This window comes from Methylocapsa sp. S129, assembly GCF_009765995.1.
In the GTDB taxonomy this organism is placed as follows: Bacteria; Pseudomonadota; Alphaproteobacteria; order Rhizobiales; family Beijerinckiaceae; genus Roseiarcus.
The window spans coordinates 432172-447978 of record NZ_LMUI01000030.1 but is presented as its reverse complement, the minus strand read 5'-3'; the positions used below and the strand labels follow the sequence as shown (position 1 = coordinate 447978).

The window sequence follows — 15807 nt, the reverse complement described above, 5'->3', positions numbered from 1 at the left end:
GATTGGCCGACTTGATCGAAGGATATGCAATCGCTCAACGCAAATCACTCGTGTGAATCCCGTAGCGCGAAGCGGGAGAAGGTGTCATGCGGAGCATCCGGACGAATGCTTCGCATTCGCCGTGGGATGAGGGCCTCTCGGCGTGATGGTCCTCATGAGGACGCGGCGGTTTAGGTCGCGCCCAGCTTTCCGGCCCTCATCTCAAGGCGAATGCGCAGCATTCGTCCGCGACCTTTGCTCACGCAAAGGCCACCTTCTCCCGCCGAAGGCGGGAGAAGGGCTTAAACAGATTCACGCCGCCTTCGATTTCGGCTTCACTTCGGCGGTGTAGTCGTCGATCAGCGTGCTCGTGATCGTGCCCGGCTTGTAATGATGCGGGCCGATTTCGCCGACCGGCGTGATTTCCGCGGCGGTTCCTGTGATGAAGCATTCGCTGAACGAGGCGAGCTCGTCGGGCATGATGCGGCGCTCAACGACTTCGAAGCCGCGCCGGCGCGCCAGTTCGATCGCCGTCTGGCGCGTGATGCCGTCGAGGAAACAATCGGCGGTCGGCGTATGGATGGCGCCGTTCTGCACGAAGAACACATTGGCGCCGGTGCATTCGGCGACGCGGCCCTGCCAGTCGAGCATCAGCGCATCGGCGTAGCCCTTGCGCTCCGCCTTATGTTTGGAGATCGTGCAGATCATATAAAGGCCCGCCGCTTTCGAACGGGAGGGGGCGGTCGCGGGGTCGGGCCGGCGATATTCGGCGATGTCGAGGCGGATGCCTTTCATGCGCTGCGCGGGGTCGAAATAGCTCGGCCAGACCCAGGCGGCGATCGCGAGATGGATCGTGTTGTTCTGGGCGGAGACGCCCATCATTTCCGAGCCGCGCCAGGCGAGCGGGCGCACATAGGCGTCGACAAAGCCGTTCTTCTCCAGCACCAGCGCCTTGGCGGCGTCGATCTGGGCGGCCGAATAGGGCACTTCGAAATCAAGGATGCGCGCCGATTCGCGCAGGCGCTCGGAATGCTGGGTCGATTTGAAAATGGCGCCGCCATAGGCGCGCTCGCCTTCGAAAACCGCGCTGCCGTAATGCATCGCATGGGTCAGCACATGGACCTTGGCGTCGCGCCAGGGGAGGAGCTGCCCGTCCATCCAGATCAAACCGTCGCGATCGTCGAAAGCCTGACCTGCCATGGAAACTCTCCCCGGTTTGGAATTTGGCCGCGCACGGCGTAAATGTTTGGCGTCGGATGCTAGCTAGCAGGGAAGTTGAAATATGTCAACATTGCTGACGTAATTGGCCGCAAGCATGGATATTGCTGCGAAATTTGACGAGCGCCCTGTCAGCGCGCCGCCCATGTACGATCTTATCGAGCTGTTCTTCTTCGCCTATCGGGATTTTGTTGGCGACGCCGACCGCTTGCTTATAACCTATGAATTTGGCCGCGCGCATCATCGCGTGCTGCATTTCGTCAGCCGGCAACCGGGACTGACGATCGCCGAATTGCTCGAGATTCTTAAAATAACCAAACAGAGTCTCAATAGGGTTCTCAAAGAGCTGATCGACAAATCGTTCATCGAGGCGCGGGCCGGCGCGCAGGATCGCCGCCACCGGCAACTTCACGTCACGCCAAAAGGCGCGCGTCTCGCCAGGGAGCTGGCCCAGCTCCAGACGCGGCGCTTCATGGAGGCGATGGATACTCTGGGCGAGGGCGGGCGCAAAAGGGCGAGCGCGTTTCTATTGGCGATGATCGACGAAAATCAGCGCGAACGCGTCGTCGCGCTGATCGGCGCCAAGGACCCGGCCGCCGGCGAATCCTACGCGCTGGCGGGCCAGCAAAACGGAGATAAAGATTGAGCGGTTCCGCATTGGCGCCCGGCGACGACGCGGCCCATGTCCTGGTGGTTGACGACGATCGGCGCATCCGTGAATTGTTGTCGACTTATTTGCGCAAGCATGGCTATCGCGTGACGATCGCCGCCTCGGCGCAGGAGGCGCGCGCCTATCTTGGCAGTCTGGCCTTCGAGATCATCGTCCTCGACGTGATGATGCCGGGCGAGAATGGTTTTGATTTCGCTGCCAGCCTGCGCCGCACGTCGCAGGTTCCCATATTGATGCTGACGGCCCGTTCCGAGCCGAACGATCGCGTCCGCGGCCTTGAAATCGGGGTCGACGACTATCTGGCCAAGCCGCACGAGCCGAGGGAATTGCTGTTGCGCATTGGTTCGATTCTGCGCCGCGCCAAACCGGCTCCATCGAAGCCAGCGGTCGGCGTGATTCGTTTCGGGCCGTTCAGCTTTTCGCTGGAGCGCGGCGAATTGCGCGCCCATGACGAAGTCGTGCGCCTGACCGAGCGCGAGCGCGATATGCTGCGTCTTCTTTGCGCCCAGCGCGGCGAGAGCGTTTCGCGCCAGGAACTGACAGGCTCGGGAGCCGCGGCCAATGAACGAACGATCGATGTCCAGATCAACAGGCTGCGACGGAAAATCGAGAGCGATCCCGCCAACCCGATCTATCTGCAGACCGCGCGCGGCGCCGGCTATCGCCTGATCATCGACGGGTGAAAGCATGACCGTCGAGTCGGCCCTCCGCTTGTCGCGACCGCGGGTGATTTGGCGCCAACTCGCCCGCGCGCTCGCCGACATATTGCCGAAGGGTCTCTACGGCCGCTCCCTGCTCATCGTCATCCTGCCGATGGTGCTTCTGCAGGCGGCGGTCGCTTACGTCTTTATGGAGCGGCACTGGGAGTTGGTCACGCACCGGCTTTCGTCCGCGGTCGCGCGCGATGTCGGCGCGATCATCGATCTCTATAAGGCCTATCCGCCAGCCGCCGGCGACGATCGCCTGAAATCCATCAGCGCCTACCGGTTCCACATCGATGTCGAATTGCTGCCCAAGGGGCCGTTGCCGCCGCCGATGCCCAAGACGTTTTTCGCTGAACTCGATCCGCTGACTTCGGCGCTTCCCGAGGAAATTTACAAGCAGATCGGCCGACCCTTCTGGATCGATACCGTCGGCCGATCGGGCCTGATGGAAATCAGGGTCGACCTCGGCGACGGCGTGTTGCGAATGTTCGCCCATCGCTCCCTCGCTTATGAAGCCAACGTCCATATTTTCATTTTGTGGATGCTGGGCGCCGCCATCGTGCTGCTCGCGGTCGCCATTCTGTTCCTGCGCAACCAGATCCGGCCAATTCTGCGATTGGCCGGCGCGGCGGAGGATTTCGGCAAGGGCCGCGATTTCGACTTCCGGCCCCATGGCGCGCGGGAAGTCCGGCAGGCCGGCTACGCCTTTATCGAAATGAAAAGGCGCGTCGAGCGCGCGCTGGAGCAGCGCACCGCGATGCTCAATGGCGTCAGCCATGATCTTCGCACCATCCTGACGCGCTTCAAATTGTCGCTCGCGGTGATGGACGAACAGGCGGAAATCGAACCGCTGCAAAAAGACGTCGACGAAATGCAGGGTATGCTGGAGGGCTATCTCGCTTTCGCGCGCGGCGATGCGGGCGAGGCGACGGTCTCCACCGATTTACGCGCCATTCTCGAAGAACTGAAAGCCGATGCCGAACGGCACGGCGCCTTTGTCAGCATCGAGGCGAATGGCGCGCTTGAACTGAAGGTGCGGCCGAGCGCGATCAAGCGCTGCCTTTCCAATCTTCTCGCCAACGCCCAGCGTCACGGCCGCAAGACCGCTTTGCAGGCCTCGCGCGAACAAAGGTTCATCGCAATCCATGTCGACGATGACGGGCCGGGCATCGCCCCCGAACATCGCGAGGATGTTTTTCGCCCGTTCTACCGGCTCGACGACGCGCGCAACCAGGACGAAGGCGGCGCCGGCCTTGGCCTCGCCATCGCCCGCGACATCGCGCGCTCGCACGGCGGCGACGTCGGCCTGGGGACAAGCCCCATGGGCGGCTTGCGCGCAACCGTGCGCCTGCCCGTCTAACGGGCGCCGCTGAACGCGCTCAAGCGAGTTGGGATTTCAGACCGAGGCGTTGATCCAGCGCACCAATTCGCTTTTGGGCGCCGCGCCGGTCTTCTGGGCCGCGAGCTTGCCGTCCTTGAACACCATCAGGGTCGGAATCGAACGAATCCCGAGCTTGCTGGCGACGCCCGGATTTTCATCGATATTGAGCTTGGCGATCTTGACCTTGCCCTTCATCTCGCTGGCTATTTCCTCCAGCGACGGCCCGATCATGCGGCACGGGCCGCACCATTCCGCCCAGAAGTCGACAACGACGGGTTCGCTGGACTTGAGAACGTCAACGTCGAAATTGGCGTCTGTGACCTTGGACGTGTCGGACATGGTTCCCTCGGGAAATGCGCGGCGGGACCCGCGCGGCTCTTGATAGGTAAGAAGCGGCCGGGGATGCGTCAAGTCGCCCGGCGCCGGCCTCTTGTCAGAACAGCCGCCCGCCGTTGGGCGCCGGCAGGCTCGGTCCGATCAGCACGACCTCGCCGCTTTCGTCAGGAAAGCCCAAAGTGAGAACCTCGGACATGAAAGGTCCGATTTGCCTCGGCGGAAAATTGACGACAGCGGCGACCTGGCGTCCCACCAGCGCCGCCGCCTGATAATGTCTTGTGATCTGCGCCGACGATTTCTTGAGGCCGATGGCGGGGCCAAAATCGATCGTCAGGCGATAGGCCGGCTTGCGCGCCTGCGGAAAAGCCTCGGCCGCGACGATCGTTCCCAGGCGAATGTCGACCTTCAGAAAGTCGGCAAAAGTGATCGGCGGCGCTTGGTCGACGGGTTCCATAGGGCCTCAAAAAGCGGGTTTGATCTTCGGCCGGCGTTCATTGCGCGCGCCTCGGCCTTCGTCAAGCCGCCGCGCCCGTCTGCTTGACACCGTGGCGCCGGAACAATAGCCCCTCGCATCATGAACAAGCCTCATCAAGCAACCGGCGCGCCCCTGATCGCCGGATTGAGCGATATTGCCGAACGCTACGACGTCGTGTTGAGCGATATTTGGGGCGTCGTGCATAATGGACGCGAGTCCTTCGCGGCGGCGACCCATGCGCTCGCCGAATTTCGGCGGCGCGGCGGGACGGTGGTCCTCATCACCAATGCGCCGCGGCCGAGCGGCCCCATTCTCGCGCAGCTCGGCCAGCTCAAGGTTCCGCGTGAGGCCTATGACGGGATCGTCACCTCGGGCGATGTGACCATCGGATTGATCGTGGCGCGCGGATCGGCGCCGGTTTATCATATCGGACCGCCGCGGGACTTGAGTCTCTTCGAGGCGGCCGCCAAATCCTCGGGCGCACCGCCGCCGCCGCTGGCGCCGCTGGAGCAAGCCGATTACGTGCTCTGCACCGGTCTTTTCGACGACGAACGCGAAGTTCCCGGCGATTACGACGCGACTCTCGCCGCGATGCTGGAGCGCCGGTTGACGCTGATCTGCGCCAATCCCGATCTCGTCGTCCAGCGCGGCGACGATATGATCTATTGCGCGGGCGCGCTCGCGCAACGCTATGAGGAAATGGGCGGCCCGGCCATTTACGCGGGCAAGCCTCACCCGCCCATTTACGCGCAGGCGCTGAGCCTCGCCGGCGACGTGCGCGGGCGGCCCGTCGATCCAGCGCGCGTGCTGGCGATCGGCGATGCGATGCGCACCGATGTCGCCGGCGCCGTCGCGCAGGGCGTCGATGTCCTGTTCGTGACGGCGGGCATCCATGGCGAGGAATTGCATGGCGACGCGCCGATGGTGGCCGCGGCGCTCGAACAATTTTCGGCCCGGCACGGCCTGTGGCCGACCGCGGCGATCCGCGATCTCGTATGGTGAATCGCTCAATCGCTTCGAACGAACCCTTTAGTCCTGAACGCCGATCGGGCGCTGGGGGACGATCATGAACGGTGCGCCATTCAAGACCTGCTTTTTCGAAGATCTTGTCGTTGGCATGCGGGAGACTTTTGTGAAGATTGTGAAGAACGAGGACGTGATCGGCTTCGCCGAATTGTCTGGCGATCACAATCCGATTCATCTCTCCGAACATTTCGCGCGCAAGACCCGCTTTGGCGGCCGGATCGTGCATGGGCTTTATACGGCGAGCCTGATATCGGCGGTGATCGGCATGCGCCTGCCGGGGCCGGGCTCGGTCTATATTTCGCAGAGCCTGAACTTTAGGGGCCCTGTCAAGATCGGCGACGCCGTCGCCATCAGCGTCGAGGTCGCCGAGCTCATTCAAAAGGGCCGGCGCGTGCGCCTGCATTGCGAGTGTGCGGTCGATGGTAAGGTCGTGCTCGACGGCGAGGGCATATTGAGCGTTCCGGCGCGCAAAGGCGCATGATGCTTTCGCCTTGACCGTCGCCGGGCGCCGGGGCAGTTTCCGCCCGCCTCGATTTTCGAACATGTCATGCAACGGACGCCGCGTGCCGCCAGCGAGCCCACCCAGAAAATTCCTGATCGCCGTCGATCCGCAGACCCCCCCTGCGGGGCTTGAACGCGCCGTCCTGGCGATCGGCAATTTCGACGGCGCGCATCTGGGCCATCGCGCGGTGATCGGTCGCACAAAGCGGCTCGCCGCCGAGCTTGGCGCGCCCAGCGCGGTGCTGACTTTCGAACCGCATCCGGCCGATTTCTTCGCGGGCAAGCCGGTCGTCTTTCGCCTGACCCCCAAGGCTGTCAAAGCGCGCGCGCTGGAAGAGTTCGGCCTCGATGGCGCGATTATATTGACCTTCGACGCCCATCTTGCCGCGCTTTCGGCGGAGGAATTCGTCAGCAAAGTGCTGGTCGAGCGATTGGATGTCGCCGCGATCGTGATCGGCTGGGACTTCCATTTCGGCAAAGGGCGGTCGGGCTCGCCCGCATTCCTGAGAGAAGCCGGCGTCCGCTATGGCTTTCGCGTCGATATCATCGACAAAGTCGAGGCGGCCGAGACGGCGCAAACGGAGGCCATTTCCTCCACCGCGATCCGCCGCGCGCTGGAGGCCGGCGACGTCGAAGGCGCCGCGCGCCTACTGGGTCGCGACTATGCGATCGTCGGCACGGTCATCCCCGGGCAAAAGCTCGGCCGCACTTTGGGCGTTCCCACCGCCAATATCGCGCTCGAACCGTCCAATCGCCTCGCTCACGGCATTTACGCCGTAGAGGTTTTCGTCGATGGCGTGCGTTTTGGCGGCGTCGCCAGTTTCGGCACGCGGCCGACCGTCGACGATGGCGCGCCGCTGCTGGAGACGTTCCTGTTCGATTTCGATGGCGATCTCTATGGCCGCGCCATCGAAGTCGCCTTCGTCAGGCGCATTCGCGGCGAACAGAAATTCGACAGCCTCGATGCGCTCGTCGCCGAGATGGGCCGCGACAAGGAGAAGGCGCGGGCGATTCTGGCCGAGCGCGCGGCTTCAGCTTAGGCGTCCGTCGAACGGCGCGCGATCGATGCTGGAGATCGTCGCCGCGGATATGTCGGGATGGGCGGGATTGACGAGGACATTCCAGGCGTGCGGGACGAGCGCGGTCGGCACGCGCATCAACAGGTTCGTTCCTTCGCGCAGCCAGTGGTCGCCGGCGCGTCGGGTCGCCGCCTCGTTTTGCGCCCAGTTCGCGGCCAGTTCTGCTGGCGCGAGCGTTGCAAACTGAAGCGCATCGGGGATATCGACGCCGAGCAGTTGAAAACTGTCAGGGAGTTCGCTGCGATCGAGATGGACCAGCGCCTCCAACAGGGCGAGCGCCGGATGTTCGGCGGCGTAGAGAATCGGCCGGCCTTTGGAATGCCATCGTCCCGACGCCAAAATTCCGCCGATTCCCGAGAGATTGGCATGGTTGGAAACGCGCCAGATTCGCACTAGCGGTCTGCCTCAGCCAAATTGAAGGGCGCCTGCTTTCCCCTTCCCCCCTTGTGCACGGCTGTCCGGGGAAACTCAAGCCTGCACGGAGAGCGGGAGGATTTTATAATTGTACAACCTGTGGTCGTCATGGCCGGGCTTGTCCCGGCCATCCACGCGGCGCCGTCGCAAGAAACTCTCAAGGTTGGCCCCCCGGCACGGCGTGGATGCCCGGCACAAGGCCGGGCATGACGCGTGGAGGTTGCAACGCCGCCCGGCGCCACAACCCATTTCGTTTCCCCGGACAGCCCTGCCCCTTGTGGGGGAAGGTCGGGATGGGGGGGGGGCGCAGACCTTGCCGATAAAAGGATTGCGCTCCAATCTGATAGGTCGGCGCGACCCCCCTCCCTAACCCTCCCGCCGCAAACGCGAAGCGTTTGTCGGGACACAAGGGGGGAGGGGATATTGGCGCCCTTTCTGTTTGGCTGACGCAGATCACCAGGCGCGCTCAGGCGAAGATACCGTGATCGATCTGGATCAGGCTTTCCTCCACCGCCTTGGCGCCCGTTTCCGTGCGCAGCAGCGAAAGCGGGGTCTGGCCGCCCAGGCTGGCATTGGGCTTGCGCAGCCAGCGCGCCGCCTTGTCGGCATTGCCGAAAACGCGCGCCGCTTCGGTCGCCGCGCGGGCGAGGCGCAGGGCGCGATCGGTCTCGGGGATCGTCAGAGCCTCGTGCTTGGCGAGCCGGCGCGCCAGCGTCCGTTCGGGCACGACCCATTCGTGCAGTTCGGCGGCGCTGAAATGCGGCCCCCACATTTGCAGGAGTTGCCCAGGCTGCAGATGATGGGCGGCGCCCGACAAAGCGATTTCCCGCGCCTCCCGCAGCGGTCCGCTCAAGTCGCTCGTCCGCGCCTGCGCTTCGACAGGGCGCGCCTTTTTGAGGTTGGTTCGCATCGTCTCCGCCACATTGTCTGATTTCTTTACAATATGGCGGATGGCGAGCAAAATAACAAGGACAAGGAAACTAAACCGCCCTGCAAGGCTTTGATATTGCCGGATTCGCGATACTAAACTCGATGTCGCTACAGGCAAAAGGGCGATGCGTTCGACAGTCGGCCGTGGTCCAGGTTTCGGCAACTGGCGCCCTCGGGCGAGCCGCGCTTCAAAATGCCATTTGGCGCATGGCGCTAAATCATCTAATCCCACGCCTTCACGCGGCGCCCGCGCCCCAGACGAGTCCGGCACAAACCTCAATGAACCAGCAGCCCGCCAAAGGCCCCGATTACACGCAGACCCTGTTTCTGCCCAAGACCGATTTCCCGATGCGCGCCGGCCTGCCGCAGAAGGAGCCGGAGATTCTCGCGCGCTGGCAACGGGAAGACCTCTATGGAAAGCTGCGCGCCAGCGCCAGGGGCCGCGCCAAATTCGTGCTGCACGACGGGCCGCCTTACGCCAATGGCAATATCCATATCGGCCATTCGCTCAATAAAATCCTGAAGGATATGGTGGTGCGCGCACACCAGATGTCGGGCAAGGATTCCAATTACGTGCCGGGCTGGGACTGTCACGGTCTGCCGATCGAATGGAAGATCGAGGAAGAGAACTATCGCTCGAAGGGGAAGACCAAGCCGGATTTCTCCGACCCGGAGGCGATCATCGCCTTCCGCCGGGAATGCCGCGCCTATGCCGAGCATTGGGTATCGGTGCAGCGCGAGGAGTTCAAGCGCCTGGGCGTCGTCGGCGACTGGGATCACCCCTATCTGACGATGAGCTATCCCGCCGAGGCGCAGATCGCGCGCGAGATCTTCAAATTCGTCGCCAACGGCCTGCTCTATCGCGGCTCCAAGCCAGTGATGTGGAGCGTCGTCGAAAAGACGGCGCTGGCCGAGGCGGAGATCGAATACGAGGAGCATACGAGCGACACAGTCTATGTCGCCTTCCCGGTCGAGGGTGACGACGCCTCGGTGGTCATCTGGACGACGACGCCCTGGACCATGCCCGGCAACCGAGCGATCGCCTTCTCGCACCGCGTCGCCTACGGCCGCTATCGCGTGACCCAGGCGCCGACCGACAACTGGGCCAAGGTTGGCGCGACCTATATCCTCGCGCAATCGCTTGCGCCCGCCGTCTTCGCCGCCGCCAAGGTCGAGGCTTACGAACTGGTCGGCGAGGTTGGCGCGGAGGCGCTCGCCGCGATGACCTGCGCCCATCCGCTGCGGGAACGCGGCTACGGCTTCGTCGTGCCGCTGCTCGACGGCGACCACGTCACCGAGGAAGCGGGCACCGGCTTCGTCCACACCGCGCCCGGGCACGGCCGCGAGGACTTCGAACTCTGGATGGCGAACGGCCGCTTGCTGGCCGAACGCGGCATCGATGCGCGCATCCCTTATACGGTCGACGAAGACGGCATGCTGACCGAGGAGGCGCCGGGCTTCGAAGGCCACCGCGTAATCACCGACAAGGGTGAGAAGGGCGACGCCAACGAGGCGGTGATGAAGGCGTTAATCGCCGCCGGCCGGCTCGTCTCGCGCGGGCGCTTGAAGCACCAATATCCCCATTCCTGGCGCTCCAAGAAGCCGGTGATCTTTCGCAATACGCCGCAATGGTTCCTGGCGATGGATCGCCCCTACGCGGCTGCGCCGCAGGGCCGGAGTTTGCGGGCCGTCGCGCTCGACGCGATCAAGCAGACGCGTTGGGTGCCGGCGGCGGGCGAGAACCGCATCAATGGCATGGTGGCGAGCAAGCCCGATTGGGTGCTGTCGCGCCAACGCGCCTGGGGCGTGCCGTTGCCGATCTTCGTGCGCAAGGGCGAGCACGACGTGCTCTACGACCAGGACGTGAACGCGCGCATAGCGGACGCTTTCGACAAGGAAGGCGCCGACGCCTGGTTCGCCGAGGGCGCCAAAGAGCGCTTCCTCGGACCTGGGCACAAAGTGGACGATTACGACAAGATCGACAATCTCGTGGAGGTCTGGTTCGACTCGGGTTCGACGCACGCCTTCGTCCTCGAAGACCCCGTCCACTTCCCCGGCCTTGCCGGCATCCATCGTAAGGTCGACGGCGGCGCCGACGAGGTGATGTACCTTGAGGGCTCCGACCAGCATCGCGGCTGGTTCCAGTCGTCCCTGCTCGAGAGCTGCGGCACGCGCGGGCGCGCGCCGTTCGACGTCGTGCTGACGCATGGCTTCACGCTCGACGAGAAGGGCCGCAAAATGTCGAAGTCGCTGGGCAACCAGACCTTCCCGCAGGACATCATCAAGCAATCGGGCGCCGATATCCTGCGCCTGTGGGTCGCCAGCGTCGATTATACCGACGATCAGCGCATCGGGCCCGAAGTGCTTAAAAGCGTCAGCGACAATTATCGCAAATTGCGCAACACCTTGCGCTGGATGATCGGCACGCTGGCGCATTATTCGCCCGCCGACGCGGTCGGCTTCGCCGCCATGGCCGACCTCGATCGGCTCATGCTGCATCGTCTGGCCGAACTCGGCGCCGATATCCAGGCGGCCTATGCCGATTTCGACTATGCCCGCGTCATCGCCGCGCTATCGGCCTTTATGAATTCCGATCTCTCGGCTTTCTATTTCGACATCCGCAAGGACGCGCTTTATTGCGATCCGCCATCGAGCCCAAGGCGGCGCGGCGCGTTGGAGGCGATCGACCATATCTTCCGCGCCGTCACGCTCTGGCTCGCGCCGATCCTCGTCTTCACCAGCGAAGAAGCCTGGGGCTCGTATGATTCGAAAGCGCAGTCGGTGCATCTGGAGCAATTCCCGGCGATCCCCGCCGAGTGGCGCGACGAGGCCCTCGCCGCCAAATGGGACACGATCCGCCGTCTCCGCCTGGTGGTGACCGGGGCGATCGAGATCGCGCGCGCCAACAAGGAGATCGGCTCGTCGCTCGAGGCGCGCCCGCGCGTCTTCATCGCTGACAAATCCTATCTTGCGGCCCTTGAAGGCGTCGATTTCGCCGAAGTCTGCATCACCTCGGACATTGCGATCGAGACATCGGCGCCGGCTCCCGATAGCGCGTTCCGCCTGTCAGACACATCCGGCGTCGCCGTCGTGGTGGAGCGGGCGCCAGGCGTCAAATGCGCGCGCTCGTGGAAATATTTTGATCCCACGACCGCCGATCCGGCGTTCCCCGATGTGACGCCGCGCGACGCGCAGGCTTTGCGCGAACTGAAGGCCGCAGGCGCCCTTTCATGAGGGCGCGTTCCCTGGGCGGCCTGGTGGCGCTGGCGGTCCTGATTGTCGACCAGGCTTCGAAGAGCTGGCTGCTCTACGGCCTGAAGATGGCCGATCACGAGCGGATCTCCGTCACGCCGTTCCTCGATTTCGCGCTTTGGCGGAATCCGGGCATTTCCTTCAGCCTGTTTCCGCAGGAGACGGCGACCGGGCGCTGGATTCTGCTCGGCCTGACCCTGGGCGCGACCGCTTTGCTGAGCGTTTGGCTGTGGCGCGTCCATAGCAAACTGGCCGGGGTCGCCCTGGGCGCGATCGTCGGCGGCGCGCTGGGCAATGGCTACGACCGTTTCGCCTATAATTCCGTCGTCGATTTCCTCGATTTTCATGCCCTCGGCTACCATTTTTATGTATTCAACGGCGCCGATTCGGCAATCACGCTGGGCGTCGTCCTGCTGCTTTACGACAGCCTTGTCGCCGACCGTCTCGCCCCTTCGCGCGCCGGCGAGGGCGGCTGAGGCCCTTGGGGCGCACGACAGAGTCCACTTTCCCCGCGCAATGTGTTAGGAAGCGGCAATATTTGGGCTTTAGCCTGGAGAATCAGCTCTGCTTTGCGGGGCGATCGGGCTGTGCGCCATTGATTTGCCGGAATGCCGATAGAGTCTTGAGAGAGACATTTGGCAGGTTTTCGTCTCCGGGCGAGGTCGACGGGCGAAAGATTAAAGAGGAATGCGGTCAATGTCCTTCTTTTCAAGCAATGCTGGATATGCGCGCAGCCTTGCCCTGGCTGGCGCGGTCGCGGCGATCATGGGCGCTTCCGCGGTCAGTCCGTCTTATGCGGGCGACGACGGTCAAGCGCCGATCTGGTCGGGCATCGGCGATCTGATTGGGCTCACGGGCATCGCCGGCGGCAAGGAGAAGGAAGCGCCCATCGAGTATCAGGAACGCGCCCGCCTTGTGCTGCCGCCAAAGATGACGCTTCCTCCGCCGGTCGCGCCGGTGACTGAAAGGACGGCGAACTGGCCGCTCGATCCTGAGATCGCGAAATTGCGCAAGGAAAAAGCAGACAGGCTCAATATGCTGAGGTCCCAACAGGACCTGCAGGAGATGAGAGACGGTCACCGCCTGTCGCCCGACAAATTGCGCGCCGATCGCGTTATGCCGGGGGATGCCGGTCCTAAGAGCAATTGCTCACTTGTGACCACGAATCCCAGCCGGAATTGCAATACGACTCCGTTTCGCAACGTTCTTGAAACCATCGGGTTGGCCAAGCCGGATGAAGTTGTCGCGGGCCAGGAACCCGATCGCGACTGGCTGACCGATCCGCCCAAGGGCTATCGTATGCCCACCGCCAATACGGTCGCGAAAACCGATGCAGGCGACGCGAAGAAGCCGGATGATCGCGACCCGCGAGCGACCCTGTACCACGCGCCTGATACGACCAACTAGCCCGCGATCGCGCCGGGCCTGAGCAAATCGCAGCGCTGGGTTCGCGCGCCCTGAGTGACGGGCGAAAGGCGCGAGCCCGTAATGAATAATCCCTAGAGAAATGCGTTCGTTGGGCGCGTTCCGTGCTTTCACGCCGGCGCCGCCGCCTGACGGTTGCGTCAACGCGAAATGGTTCGTCCCGATTGCAAGAGCCCGTCGATGAAGCGATTTCTGAGGCCCACGAAGATGTCGCCGGCTGTGTCAGGCCGCACCCACGGGCTTGTGCATGGCCGGATATTCAAAAGACTGTTGATCGCAGGACAAGTCGGCGCCGATCACGCGGGCCATGCGCCCGCCGATTTTGAGTCGCAAGTCGAATTGGCGTTCGACAATCTGCTCGCGGTGATCGAGGCGGCTCAGCTCACAAGCGACGACCTCATCAGAATTATGGCCTACGCCGCCTCTCCCGGTTCCCTCGCGCTCTACAATCTCGTCCGCGAACGCAAAATCGGTTCAGTGACGCCGGTTTCGACCTATGTCGAAGTCGCCGGACTCGGCGATCCGCGCTGGCTCATATCGATCGAGGGGGAAGCGATTCAGGAGGTCGATCCCTGACCGATCGCCGCCGTCTTGAATCGAGTTTGGGCGGACAGGTCGTTTCCTCTATGTTGCGCCGGCGCCGGGTTGGGCGCTTTCACGAAGCTCAACGGTGCTGACCAGGGAGTTGGGGCGTGGCGCGACAGAATGGGAACTGGACGGGCAGCCCCTATGATTCGTTCGACAGTATGGAGGGCATCGCGGCGATCGAGACCAGCGCGCCGCCGCGCTTTTTCCAGTCGCTGCCCCAATCCAAACTGATCCACGCGGTCTATCCCGGCGTTCTTGTCGCCGGCACGATCGCTCTGGCTTCGACCTGGCTCGCGCAGCAATACACGACGCCGGTCATGTTGTTCGCGCTGCTTTTCGGCATGGCCTTTCATTTTCTGCATGAGGAAGGTCGTTGCGTCGCGGGCATCGAATTTTCCTCGCGAACCGTGCTTCGCGTCGGCGTCGCCTTGCTCGGCGTCAAGATCACGCTGACCCAGATCGCCGGCCTCGGCGTTCTGCCCGTCGCCACGGTCGTCGTCGGCGTCGCTTCGACCATTCTGTTCGGTCTTGTCCTGGCCCGTCGCCTCGGCCTGCGGCCGGTTTTCGGCGTGCTTTCGGGCGGCGCCGTCGCCATTTGCGGCGCCTCGGCGGCGCTCGCCATTGCTTCGGTCCTACCGCGTCATGAAGACAGCGAACGCGACACGATTCTGACCGTCGTCAGCATAACGGCCCTGTCCACGCTGGCGATGATCCTCTATCCCATTTTTGCGACATGGGTCGGCTTCGATCATATACGTGCGGGCATATTCATCGGCGGCACCATTCACGATGTCGCCCAGGTCGTCGGCGCCGGCTATATGATCTCGCCCGAGACCGGCGACGTCGCCACCTATGTCAAGCTGCTGCGCGTGGCGATGCTGCTGCCCGCCGTCTTCGCCATCGCCTTTGTTCTCGCCCGAACCGGCGCGCAGCGCACGGGCGCCCCGCCGGCGTTGCCTGGCTTCCTCGTGGCTTTCGCTTTGCTTGTGCTTCTCAATAGTTTTGGACTGATTCCCCGTTTTCTCATCGATCTGGCCAACGATGTTTCGCGCTGGTGTCTCGTCACGGCGATTGCGGCGCTCGGCATGAAGACCTCGTTCAAAGACCTTTTCGCCGTCGGCTGGCGTCCGATCGGCTTGATGCTCGCCGAAACCCTATGGATCGCCGTTCTTGTTTTCGGTTCGGTGAAATTCGTGATCTGAACCGCCGGGCTCTGCGGGGCTTCAATTCGCGACCAAGCTCGGCTACCGTGTCATCTGGGCGTCGCAAAGGACGCTCGGGATTCTCACGAGCTCTATGGGGGAATGCAATGCTTAAGGAATTCAGGGACTTTGCCATGAAAGGCAATGTCGTCGACCTGGCGATCGGCGTGATCATTGGCGCCGCTTTCGGCAAGATCGTCGATTCGCTCGTCAACGACATCATCATGCCGTTCATCGGCGCATTGGGCGGCGCCGACTTCTCCAATTATTTCTTCGGTCTTTCCCATGCGGTCGTCGCGACCAATCTCGTCGACGCCAAGAAGCAGGGCCCGGTTTTCGCTTACGGCAATTTCGCCACCATCGTGGTCAATTTCCTCATTATCGCTTTCGTGCTGTTCCTCGTCATCCAAGGGATCAACCGGATGAAAAGGAAGGAAGTCGCGGCTCCGGCGGCCCCCCCTTCGCCGCCGCGCAGCGAAGTGTTGCTCGCCGAGATCCGCGACGCGCTGGTCAAGCGCTAGGACATTGATCGAGACGCCGGTCCGTCGGCGTTCGGCCTTCCGCCGCCAAAAAGCGTCAGGAGGCCGAGAAGTTTATTAGGCCCGCCGCTTGTTTGCGCCGGCGTTC

The 15807-nt window shown here is 63.2% G+C and carries 17 protein-coding genes; 12 read left to right on the top strand and 5 right to left on the bottom strand.

Features of this window, described 5'->3' with window-relative positions:
- Positions 1 to 291: 291 nt before the first annotated feature.
- Positions 292 to 1179 (bottom strand): branched-chain amino acid aminotransferase, encoded by an 888-nt coding sequence (locus tag GSQ90_RS19760; protein ID WP_158816591.1) that lies wholly within the window; start codon positions 1177 to 1179, stop codon positions 292 to 294.
- Positions 1180 to 1294: 115 nt separating this feature from the next.
- Between GSQ90_RS19760 and GSQ90_RS19755 the strand changes: the two genes are divergently transcribed.
- The 3 genes from GSQ90_RS19755 to GSQ90_RS19745 are packed head-to-tail and all read left to right on the top strand — an operon-like array spanning position 1295 to position 3931.
- Positions 1295 to 1843, top strand: a complete 549-nt coding sequence (locus GSQ90_RS19755; protein WP_158816590.1) for a MarR family winged helix-turn-helix transcriptional regulator — start codon at positions 1295 to 1297, stop codon at positions 1841 to 1843.
- A complete protein-coding gene (locus GSQ90_RS19750) occupies positions 1840 to 2550 on the top strand; it encodes a response regulator (protein ID WP_158816589.1) in 711 nt (236 codons plus the stop codon). Before GSQ90_RS19755 ends, GSQ90_RS19750 begins: the two co-directional genes overlap by 4 nt.
- Positions 2551 to 2554: 4 nt before the next feature.
- The gene (locus tag GSQ90_RS19745) at positions 2555 to 3931 is read left to right on the top strand and encodes an ATP-binding protein (protein WP_158816588.1); all 1377 of its coding nucleotides are present in this window, start codon (positions 2555 to 2557) and stop codon (positions 3929 to 3931) included.
- Positions 3932 to 3967: 36 nt separating this feature from the next.
- On the opposite strand, the gene trxA is transcribed toward GSQ90_RS19745, so the two are convergent.
- Complete coding sequence (gene trxA, locus GSQ90_RS19740; protein WP_158816587.1) at positions 3968 to 4291, bottom strand: thioredoxin; 324 nt, start codon at positions 4289 to 4291, stop codon at positions 3968 to 3970.
- 94 nt (positions 4292 to 4385) lie between these two features.
- Positions 4386 to 4742, bottom strand: coding sequence for a tRNA-binding protein (locus tag GSQ90_RS19735; protein ID WP_158816586.1), 357 nt, complete (start codon positions 4740 to 4742; stop codon positions 4386 to 4388).
- A gap of 120 nt (positions 4743 to 4862) precedes the next feature.
- On the opposite strand from GSQ90_RS19735, the gene GSQ90_RS19730 reads away from it, so the two are divergent.
- The 3 genes from GSQ90_RS19730 to GSQ90_RS19720 all read left to right on the top strand — a co-directional run bounded on the left by GSQ90_RS19730 (position 4863) and on the right by GSQ90_RS19720 (position 7330).
- Positions 4863 to 5765 (top strand): TIGR01459 family HAD-type hydrolase, encoded by a 903-nt coding sequence (locus GSQ90_RS19730; protein ID WP_158816585.1) that lies wholly within the window; start codon positions 4863 to 4865, stop codon positions 5763 to 5765.
- 64 nt (positions 5766 to 5829) lie between these two features.
- Positions 5830 to 6270, top strand: coding sequence for a MaoC family dehydratase (locus GSQ90_RS19725; protein WP_158816584.1), 441 nt, complete (start codon positions 5830 to 5832; stop codon positions 6268 to 6270).
- Between the two features lie 82 nt (positions 6271 to 6352).
- Positions 6353 to 7330, top strand: coding sequence for a bifunctional riboflavin kinase/FAD synthetase (locus GSQ90_RS19720; RefSeq protein WP_246731670.1), 978 nt, complete (start codon positions 6353 to 6355; stop codon positions 7328 to 7330).
- Here GSQ90_RS19720 and GSQ90_RS19715 read toward each other — a convergent pair.
- Positions 7322 to 7762 (bottom strand): RES family NAD+ phosphorylase, encoded by a 441-nt coding sequence (locus GSQ90_RS19715; protein WP_158816582.1) that lies wholly within the window; start codon positions 7760 to 7762, stop codon positions 7322 to 7324. The two genes, GSQ90_RS19720 and GSQ90_RS19715, sit on opposite strands and share 9 nt — an antisense overlap.
- A gap of 487 nt (positions 7763 to 8249) precedes the next feature.
- On the bottom strand, positions 8250 to 8693 hold the full coding sequence (locus tag GSQ90_RS19710; protein WP_158816581.1) for an antitoxin Xre/MbcA/ParS toxin-binding domain-containing protein: 444 nt from the start codon (positions 8691 to 8693) through the stop codon (positions 8250 to 8252).
- A gap of 299 nt (positions 8694 to 8992) precedes the next feature.
- On the opposite strand from GSQ90_RS19710, the gene ileS reads away from it, so the two are divergent.
- The 6 genes from ileS (at position 8993) to mscL (ending at position 15701) form a co-directional block, all read left to right on the top strand.
- Positions 8993 to 11947: an isoleucine--tRNA ligase gene (gene ileS, locus GSQ90_RS19705; RefSeq protein ID WP_158816580.1), complete on the top strand. Its 2955-nt coding sequence runs from the start codon at positions 8993 to 8995 to the stop codon at positions 11945 to 11947.
- The gene (lspA, locus tag GSQ90_RS19700; RefSeq protein WP_158816579.1) at positions 11944 to 12441 is read left to right on the top strand and encodes a signal peptidase II; all 498 of its coding nucleotides are present in this window, start codon (positions 11944 to 11946) and stop codon (positions 12439 to 12441) included. The genes ileS and lspA overlap by 4 nt, the downstream gene beginning before the upstream one ends.
- 220 nt (positions 12442 to 12661) lie before the next feature.
- The gene (locus GSQ90_RS19695; RefSeq protein ID WP_158816578.1) at positions 12662 to 13372 is read left to right on the top strand and encodes a hypothetical protein; all 711 of its coding nucleotides are present in this window, start codon (positions 12662 to 12664) and stop codon (positions 13370 to 13372) included.
- A 198-nt stretch (positions 13373 to 13570) separates the two neighbouring features.
- Positions 13571 to 13966 carry a RidA family protein gene (locus GSQ90_RS19690; RefSeq protein ID WP_158816577.1) on the top strand — a complete coding sequence of 132 codons (396 nt, stop codon included), beginning with the start codon at positions 13571 to 13573 and terminating at the stop codon, positions 13964 to 13966.
- 116 nt (positions 13967 to 14082) lie between these two features.
- On the top strand, positions 14083 to 15180 hold the full coding sequence (locus tag GSQ90_RS19685) for a YeiH family protein (protein WP_246731669.1): 1098 nt from the start codon (positions 14083 to 14085) through the stop codon (positions 15178 to 15180).
- Positions 15181 to 15287: 107 nt separating this feature from the next.
- The gene (gene mscL, locus GSQ90_RS19680) at positions 15288 to 15701 is read left to right on the top strand and encodes a large conductance mechanosensitive channel protein MscL (RefSeq protein ID WP_158816576.1); all 414 of its coding nucleotides are present in this window, start codon (positions 15288 to 15290) and stop codon (positions 15699 to 15701) included.
- Positions 15702 to 15807 lie beyond the last annotated feature (106 nt).

Excerpts from the sequence above, each read along its gene's own strand:
- GSQ90_RS19760 (WP_158816591.1), bottom strand. The coding sequence starts at position 1,179 with ATGGCAGGTCAGGCTTTCGACGATCGCGACGGTTTGATCTGGATGGAC.
- GSQ90_RS19755 (WP_158816590.1), top strand. The coding sequence starts at position 1,295 with ATGGATATTGCTGCGAAATTTGACGAGCGCCCTGTCAGCGCGCCGCCC.
- GSQ90_RS19745 (WP_158816588.1), top strand. The coding sequence starts at position 2,555 with ATGACCGTCGAGTCGGCCCTCCGCTTGTCGCGACCGCGGGTGATTTGG.
- trxA (WP_158816587.1), bottom strand. The coding sequence starts at position 4,291 with ATGTCCGACACGTCCAAGGTCACAGACGCCAATTTCGACGTTGACGTT.
- GSQ90_RS19735 (WP_158816586.1), bottom strand. The coding sequence starts at position 4,742 with ATGGAACCCGTCGACCAAGCGCCGCCGATCACTTTTGCCGACTTTCTG.
- GSQ90_RS19730 (WP_158816585.1), top strand. The coding sequence starts at position 4,863 with ATGAACAAGCCTCATCAAGCAACCGGCGCGCCCCTGATCGCCGGATTG.
- GSQ90_RS19725 (WP_158816584.1), top strand. The coding sequence starts at position 5,830 with ATGAACGGTGCGCCATTCAAGACCTGCTTTTTCGAAGATCTTGTCGTT.
- GSQ90_RS19710 (WP_158816581.1), bottom strand. The coding sequence starts at position 8,693 with ATGCGAACCAACCTCAAAAAGGCGCGCCCTGTCGAAGCGCAGGCGCGG.
- ileS (WP_158816580.1), top strand. The coding sequence starts at position 8,993 with ATGAACCAGCAGCCCGCCAAAGGCCCCGATTACACGCAGACCCTGTTT.
- lspA (WP_158816579.1), top strand. The coding sequence starts at position 11,944 with ATGAGGGCGCGTTCCCTGGGCGGCCTGGTGGCGCTGGCGGTCCTGATT.
- GSQ90_RS19695 (WP_158816578.1), top strand. The coding sequence starts at position 12,662 with ATGTCCTTCTTTTCAAGCAATGCTGGATATGCGCGCAGCCTTGCCCTG.
- GSQ90_RS19690 (WP_158816577.1), top strand. The coding sequence starts at position 13,571 with ATGAAGCGATTTCTGAGGCCCACGAAGATGTCGCCGGCTGTGTCAGGC.
- mscL (WP_158816576.1), top strand. The coding sequence starts at position 15,288 with ATGCTTAAGGAATTCAGGGACTTTGCCATGAAAGGCAATGTCGTCGAC.